The sequence below is a fragment of the Photorhabdus hindustanensis genome, from assembly GCF_002968995.1.
GTDB classification, from domain to species: Bacteria; Pseudomonadota; Gammaproteobacteria; order Enterobacterales; family Enterobacteriaceae; genus Photorhabdus; species Photorhabdus akhurstii.
On the sequence record NZ_PUWT01000222.1, the window covers coordinates 1 to 1,403 of the forward strand.

Consider the following 1,403-nt stretch of genomic DNA (forward strand, 5'->3'; position numbering starts at 1 on the left):
CTCCACACAACACTACCCACCGGCAGTTTTGTTATTTGAATTAATACTGCCAATACAGGTTGAATCCGGCCGTGACGGGGGAAGTTTGGAAACCGGCGGGTTTGGACAGCGGGACGCCGACAAACAGGTCGTAGCTCACCTTTTTCAGGTTGCCTCTCCAGCCCAGGGCGCTCCCCGCCAGGTGTTTTCCGAGCAGCGCGTCGCTGCCCCGGCCGCCCACTTCGCCATAATCGATTGCCAGATACAGCGACTGCCCTTTCAGCGGGGTTTGCCAGTCCAGTTCGTTGCGGCTGTACCAGCCCCGATCAGCGGATAAGGTCAACTCGCCATCAAAGCCGCGCACCGTCCAGCGACCGCCAATCGAGAAGCGATCCTGGGGCGTCAATGGGCTGGCGCTTATCTGCCGCAAATACTGGGTCTGATAAGAAAAGGGCTGAGAAAACAGCGTTAACGGCCCGGAAAGCGTTGCCGAGAACTGGGTGATTTTAGGCAAGGCGGTCCCCTCATTGCGGTACTCTTCCGGTGCCGGTTGTGCGCCAAACCAGCGCATGCCCTGCTGGTAAGTCACTTTGGTATCCAGCGTCGCGCTGCCGATAAAGTGATGATGAGACAGCCCCAGCTTCCAGCCCGCGGTTTCCCGGCGCTGAACATCGATTTCAGTGTTATCAATAAAATTACGGGATGCCCGACGATAAATTTCACCGTTAAGCCCGGTTTTCTGGTCGGCGTTACGATGTAGCACCCGGCTAAGCTGGACCGCCAGGTTTTGGCTTTTGCCCCGGTATTGGATCGCCTGATTCAGCCCGGCTATCGTCTGGGTATAATCGTAATGACTGGCCGTCACGCTCGCCATCCAGTAGCCGAAGGGCAGGGAGTAATAGAGCGTGTCGTTCTGGCTGCCCTTCCCGGCAGACGAATGAATATCGCGTCCCTCGGAGAGATAGAACAGATCGCTGAGCGCCAGCGGGTTATCCAGAAAGAAGGTTAAACCGCCCTGATAACGTCCGGTGCTCTTGGAGCCGGTATCATCCAGATACGTGGCGATTCGCCAGTGGCGGGACTGACGCCAGTCCAGCACAATATCGCTCTCCCCCGGCTGCGCTGCCGGGACAATGTTCATCTCCGCCCGCACGGTCGGGAAACGTTGCAAGTTTTCCAATCCCTGCTCAATATCCCGTAAATCCAACAGTTTGCCTTCACGCGCGGGAAAGGGCGTGATGCGTTGAATATAATGGCCGCTATCCGGGGTATAGCGAATATGCCGGATGTTGCCCGGTATCATCACCAGTTTTAGCGTTTGGGTACGCAGATCCTGGGGAGGAACCAGAACCCGGCTGGTGACATAGCCGTGATTAATGAGCTGATCTTGCAACTGGGTTATCAGCCGGCTAATGCCTTTATCG

Annotated in this window: 1 protein-coding gene; it reads right to left on the reverse strand. The window is 56.5% G+C overall.

The features are described 5' to 3' along the window. Window positions 1-40 precede the first annotated feature (40 nt). On the reverse strand, window positions 41-1,403 hold a 1,363-nt coding region (locus tag C6H66_RS25485; protein ID WP_105397079.1), incomplete at its 5' end, for a ShlB/FhaC/HecB family hemolysin secretion/activation protein.